General features: G+C 38.0%; 4 protein-coding genes and 1 pseudogene. 1 reads left to right on the top strand and 4 read right to left on the bottom strand.

Annotated features, from left to right (window positions below; genetic code table 11):
* Positions 1-228: hypothetical protein (locus CU633_RS22605; protein ID WP_142383455.1), on the bottom strand; the 228-nt coding region annotated here is incomplete at its 3' end.
* 444 nt (positions 229-672) lie between these two features.
* On the opposite strand from CU633_RS22605, the gene CU633_RS22385 reads away from it, so the two are divergent.
* Positions 673-2,160 carry an ATP-binding protein gene (locus tag CU633_RS22385; RefSeq protein ID WP_101662750.1) on the top strand — a complete coding sequence of 496 codons (1,488 nt, stop codon included), beginning with the start codon at positions 673-675 and terminating at the stop codon, positions 2,158-2,160.
* Between the two features lie 132 nt (positions 2,161-2,292).
* Here the strand turns inward: CU633_RS22385 and CU633_RS22390 are convergent, their stop codons facing one another.
* The 3 genes and pseudogenes from CU633_RS22390 to CU633_RS23175 form a co-directional block, all read right to left on the bottom strand.
* A complete protein-coding gene (locus CU633_RS22390; RefSeq protein WP_374703399.1) occupies positions 2,293-3,948 on the bottom strand; it encodes a methyl-accepting chemotaxis protein in 1,656 nt (551 codons plus the stop codon).
* Between the two features lie 342 nt (positions 3,949-4,290).
* Positions 4,291-5,719, bottom strand: a pseudogene (locus CU633_RS22395) (IS1182 family transposase).
* 151 nt (positions 5,720-5,870) lie between these two features.
* The coding region (locus CU633_RS23175) for a hypothetical protein (RefSeq protein WP_219620991.1) at positions 5,871-6,142 on the bottom strand (272 nt) is incomplete at its 5' end.

Raw genomic sequence — 6,142 nt, forward strand, 5'->3', positions numbered from 1 at the left:
AATTTCGAGTTCCGCTCGTAAATCTCGAGTTCCGCTCGTAAATCTCAAGTTCCGCTCGTAAATTTCGAGTTCCGCTCGTAAATCTCGAGTTCCGCTCGTAAATCTCGAGTTCCGCTCGTAAATCTCAAATTCCGCTCGTAAATCTCGAGTTCCGCTCATAAATCTCGAGTTCCGCTCATAAATCTCGAGTTCCGCTCGTAAATCTCGAGTTCCGCTCGTAAATCTCAAATTCCGCTCGTAAATCTCAAATTCCGCTCGTAAATCTCGAGTTCCGCTCGTAAATCTTAAATTCCGCTCGTAAATCTCAAGTTCCGCTCGTAAATCTTAAGTTCTGATCATAAATATCAAGGTTCCTTTTTTTCTCCCCTTTTAGAATCTTTTTTAAGTACCGTTTAAATAGAGCTTTTCCTTCATTATCGAGTGCTGATAAAACATTCTGTTCTGATTGCTGCAAAGTCTCCCAACATTTGTCCAAAGTCTGTTTCCCTTTTTCAACTGTACCCTATGTGCAATTGAAATTTTGCCGTAGATTTTTATAGTGTGAAAGAAATTCTTATATACAAGAGGAGTTCCTTTTCTTTTATTCCGTAGCCACATAATAAATAAAGAAGGGTTTCCGGCATTTATGTCAAATTTCTATTATGACATTTATATTTTCAGTGAGGGATCCTTATGGAAAATCAATTGGCGCTAATAGGGAGAAAAATTCAGGCTTTCAGTTACGATTTAGCGATGAAAACTTCGGAAATACCTGCTCAGCAATATTTGCAGGAATATATATTTAATCTTGTTGGAGATTTTTTATGCCACAAAAATGAATCCATAAGGACCAAAATCATTCCGTTAGTAAGTTCTTTTCCACAAAACCCCGATAACAAATCGGCTTCACTCGAGCAGTGTAACAAGTTTATAGCCGTCTCCCGTTCGATGATTTTAGAATTTTTAGAAGAAGAAGTAGACAAATGTCAGCTGGCGGCTAATATTCTCATCCAAATTATGAAACTGGCAGACCATTTTTATCAGATGTTTTTTAATGCAATCACAAATCCTGATGATGACAGCTTATCTTTATCACCCTGCCCACTTCAAGAATCTAACGATGATGTAAATGCCGCTTTAAAGGAACTATCCGATTTTAAAAAAGCTCTTATTGAAGCAACGATATTCTCGATTACGGATAAAGATAACTACATCACTTATGTTAATGATCAGTTTTGTGAAATCTCTAAATTTACAAAAGCAGAATTAATGGGGCATAATCATCATATTTTAAATTCCCAGTTCCATTCGGAAAGTTTTTTTAATAATCTTTGTGGGACCATTGAAAAAGGAGAAACCTGGAAAGGTGAAATCCTCAACCAGGCGAAGGACGGAACAAAATTTTGGGTCGATACGACGATTGTGCCTTTCGTAAATAAAAACGGGGAAATTTATCAATTCTTTTATATTCAATACGACATTACAGAAAAAAAGGAGACGGAAGAAACACTTCGAAAAGCTGAACAGTTATCAATGGTAGGTGACCTGGCAGCCGGGATTGCCCATGAAATTCGCAATCCATTAACCTCTATAAAAGGGTTTGTCCAGTTAATGAATGAAACCGATAAAGGAAAAGTGTTCACCGATATTATTTTGGAGGAGATTGACCGAATCAACTTCATTGTAAGCGAATTTATGGTCTTTTCAAAGCCTCATACTTATTATCTGAGCGAATGCAATGTAGCCGAAACTCTCCTGAGCGTCATTAAATTTTTGCAACCGGAAGCACTTTTAAAAAATGTTGCTATTAATTACAAACTGCCACAGTCCAAAGTCCATATTTTTGGAGAAAAAAATCAATTAAAACAAGTATTTTTAAATATTATTAAGAATGCTGTGGAGGCTTTGCCGAACGGCGGCGAAATTTTTATTGGCACTGAAATAAACAAGCAGAAATTATCCATTTCAATTCAAGACAACGGAGTTGGAATGTCGCCAGAAGAACTAAAAAAAATCGGCAAACCATTCTACACAACGAAAGAAAAAGGGAATGGATTAGGCCTGATGGTGAGCTATCAAATTGTCCAAAAACATAATGGTATCATTACAGTCCAAAGTGTGCTGGGGGAGGGCACAATATTTATGATTACTTTTCCATTAACCCCGGAGAGGAAACAATAAGTAATCCTTTTGGACTATTTCTATTAAATCCCAGTTTTTTTCTAACTCACTAAATTGCTTGATTGAAAAAAGATAAAAGCTGTCACAGGCGACAGCTTCGATTTTCATATACATTTCAGTCAGGTTTTCACCTTACACTTTAAAACTTTCATTTATTTGATTTAGCTGGTTGGACATTTGATGAAGTTCTTCGACTTGATTTTGAATCAAATGCGATGAGGCATTCATTTGCTGGGATGACGCAGTAACTTGTTCAATACCGGCTGCGTTTTCTTCAGAGATGGCTGCAGTATCATTGAGAGAACTCTTCATTTGTTCCTGCCTTGTTAAAACGGTTTGCAATTGCTGATACATTGAAGATATAAGAGTGTTCATCAAAGAAATTTCTGAAGAGATCTCTGCAAACGAATGGCTCGTTTTATGTAAATTTTCTTTGCCTTCTTCAACGCTGCTTAATCCTTTTTCCAGAATCGTTGCCATCTCGTTTGTATTGTTTTTTACATTGCTTACAATGTTGTTGATATTATTTACTGACTTCGATACTTCTTCTGCCAGCTTCTTTACTTCATCGGCGACAACAGCAAACCCTTTGCCTGCCTCCCCTGCCCGTGCAGCTTCAATGGCCGCATTTAAGGCCAGTAAATTGGTTTGATCAGCAATTTCCCTAATGAATAGCACAAGCGTAGTCACTTCATTTGTTTGTGATTCAAGATTGCGTATCTTTGCGACCGATTGTTTTACCATTTGATAGATATCTTCCATCTTATTTATCGATGAATTCATAAGCTCAGTACCATTCCCGGTACTGGATATGATCGTTTCAGAAGAATTCAATACTTCTTGACCTTGATTGGTGGTTAACATGATTAGCTGCGAAAAATCATTCATTTCTTCGGAAATAACCGTTGTCGAATTCGTTTGCATTTCGATTGCACTTGCCATTTCGCTCATGGTAACAGCAATTTGATTGGACGCTTCATTTACTTCATTGGATGTCTGATTTAGTATGCTGCTTTGTTTGTTTACATTCAATGAATGGGTTTGGATGTCTTTGATAATCTTTTCAAGTGTATTGGTCATAATCGAAATAGAATTAGCTAAAACACCAATTTCATCCTTTGATTTTACATTGAACTTGGAAATATGCTGTTTTGCTTTTTGAATGTCTCCTTCAGAAATCATTTTAGTAATGTCATTGAGTTTAGAAAGCGGATTCAGTTTTTTGTTCAAAAATAAATAGACGATCGCTAATATAATCGCGAGCACAAGCAGTGATCCAATCAGGAATAACGGCATTGAGTTCGTCAGCACATCAGCGGAAATCGTATTGACTACTTCGGCTTCCATATCAACGCCTAAAACACCGATTATTTTCCCATTGGCATCCTTGATCGGCGCAAACACGGACATATAATCCCCATATTCGGGATCCTTGACGATATCCGTACTCGCTGTTTTGCCCTTAAGGACAGGAGCAATATCTTCATATGTTGTCGCTGTTGTCGGCTCTCCTATGTCCACAGTGTCCTTAAGTGATGCCATGCCATCAATGATAATCCCTAATTTATTGCCATCAGAGACCTGGAGGGTGTAAACATACATGGCGCCAACTTTTTCCCGGTAATCATTTAATTGTGTTCTAAATTCTTCATACTGGTCATTTTTTGCCGGGTTCTTCAAGAACTTCGCATATTCATCTGCATCAATTTCGTTGGCGATCCTCTTGGCATGAAGAATGCTCGTTTGTTTCATCGTTTCATTGATTGATAGTTTTGAGTTGAAAAACATAAAAATACTGAATAATAAAAAGAAGCTTGTTATTAAAATGAAAAGTAAAACTAGTAAGGAGCTTTTTAATGATTTATTTTTTACTTTCAAGTGAACACCTCCTATTCTTTCTCCTTTTATTTCGTCATAGTTTTGGAAAGTTTAAGAGAGCATCCATATTTGACTTATAATATTCAATAATGAACAATTTCAAAAAAAAACCCGGGAAAGACCGAGGCCACTGAAAATCTGCGGATTTTATGGTCTTCTTGATAGCTTCTAAAGAAAAGCCGACTCTTACTCCAGATTTCTGGAAGAAAGAGTCGGCTTTTTCTTGTTTTTTAGTCTCGTTTCCCTCTATTTTTAACTCATTAGCTTCAAGATTCTCTTTAAATTGACGGTGAATATGGCCATGGCACCTTGCAACTCCATGCCAATTAGACCCGAGGATGTGGCCACATCGTACCCGTGTCTGTGCTTCAACTCACTATTTTTTGCCTCTATCTTTAGCGCTCTTTTGATTTCTCCTTAAAGTACTCGTCTTCCTGGAATTTCGCCTGTTCCGAGTGTTCATCTGACTTGATTGAAACCGAGTAACTCTTAGTTTTCGCGCCTTCTTTATAGCACCTGTCCTTGAGGGGCATCGCTTACATTTGTCAATATCGAAAAAATAGGTATCTACCTGATTCGCTGCCACATTTTTTTACCACCTCGGATTTTTTCGGATTGCCATATGTCCTGCTTTACAGACATACATGCCTGCATCCTTATTGAACTCGAATTCGTCTTCCTTTTTACGGCAGCCTTGTGTAACGGCAGGATTTAATTTGGCAACCAGTTTGATCTTATTCTTTTTACTATATTGAATATTATCCTTTTCTGAATAGGCAGTGTCCCCGATGACTGTTTCAATTTCCATTCCTGCTTCCAGGCTTTTTTCGATCAGTGTCTGTAATTGTTTCCCGTCATTTTTCTCTCCTGTCGTAATGACGGCTGCAGTAATGATCCGTTCCTCGCTCATTGCCATATGTGTCTTGTATCCAAAGAAGGACGAGTCGGCCGTTTTGTGCCCAACCTTGGCATAATGGTCCTTCGAACACTGAAGTTGCTCAATATCATCTGCCACCGTCTCTTTCAATAGATTCAACTGTTCCTTCACCTTCGGATACTGGATAAGGGTTCCTTCCTTTTCAATGACCTCAATAAGTTCCTGGGAGTAGGCGATTTCGTCTTCCAACACATCTGTCTTCGTCTTGGCAGGAAACTTCTCCTTCATGGATTCATCCACCTTATAAACGGCCTTCCTCAGCTTTTTGGAACGCTCCATCAGAACTTCCTTTGGTGTCATCTCGTTATAGCGAGCTTTTGAATGGGTGGCGTCACAAATGATGGATTTGCTCGTGATGATCTCTTTTTCAATCGCAATCTCAACCGTCTTATTGATAAGCAAGTCCAGAAGGTTCACGTCCTTGAGCCTGAGCTTCCGAAACTTGGTCAGGGAGCTCGGATCGATGACGGAATCCTCAGGGGCCATGCCCAGGAAATACTTGAAGGACATGTCATATTTCGAACGTTCAACCACATCGACATCGGAAATATCATAGATGGTTTTCAACAATAAATATTTGAACATACGGATGGGATCAATGGCATTCCGGCCATTATCAAGGCAATATTTATCCTGAAGTTCATCGTAAACAAAAGAAAAGTCGACCAGGTCATTGATCCTGCGTAACATGTTGTCCTCAGGGACGATTAGATTATAGAGCTCCATATAGGGACTGAACATCATCGATTGTTGCTTTTGTATAACCGAAACCACCCACTTAAAATAGATACCTTCATTATAAATCAAAAAAGGCAGAAACCCTCACTAAATGTAAGAATTTCTGCTTTTTTGTTTAAAGGGACTTTTTCAGTGGCCTCGGAGCAATCCGGGGGTTTTAAAATATATTGGTTTGAGTAAATAAAACATAGAGTGAGTATAAAAGAAAAACTATCCCAAAACCGAGATCAAGTTTTTTTAGTTTAGTATCCCCTCTAAGAATAAAAACTATACCAGTACAAAAAAGTCCGATAAACCATCCTATACTATGAAAAATACCGATTAGAAAGCCTATTATACCTATACATATAAATAATTTGTCTATTGTCATAATAAGTTTCATTCCTTTCGCTGTGCTCAAGGCACAAAAATTTAATGAAAGTACTCTCT

The sequence above is a fragment of the Bacillus sp. V3-13 genome (genome assembly GCF_002860165.1).
Taxonomy (GTDB): domain Bacteria; phylum Bacillota; class Bacilli; order Bacillales; family Cytobacillaceae; genus Bacillus_BJ.

Excerpts from the sequence above, each read along its gene's own strand:
- CU633_RS22385 (WP_101662750.1), top strand. The coding sequence starts at position 673 with ATGGAAAATCAATTGGCGCTAATAGGGAGAAAAATTCAGGCTTTCAGT.
- CU633_RS22390 (WP_374703399.1), bottom strand. The coding sequence starts at position 3,948 with ATGTTTTTCAACTCAAAACTATCAATCAATGAAACGATGAAACAAACG.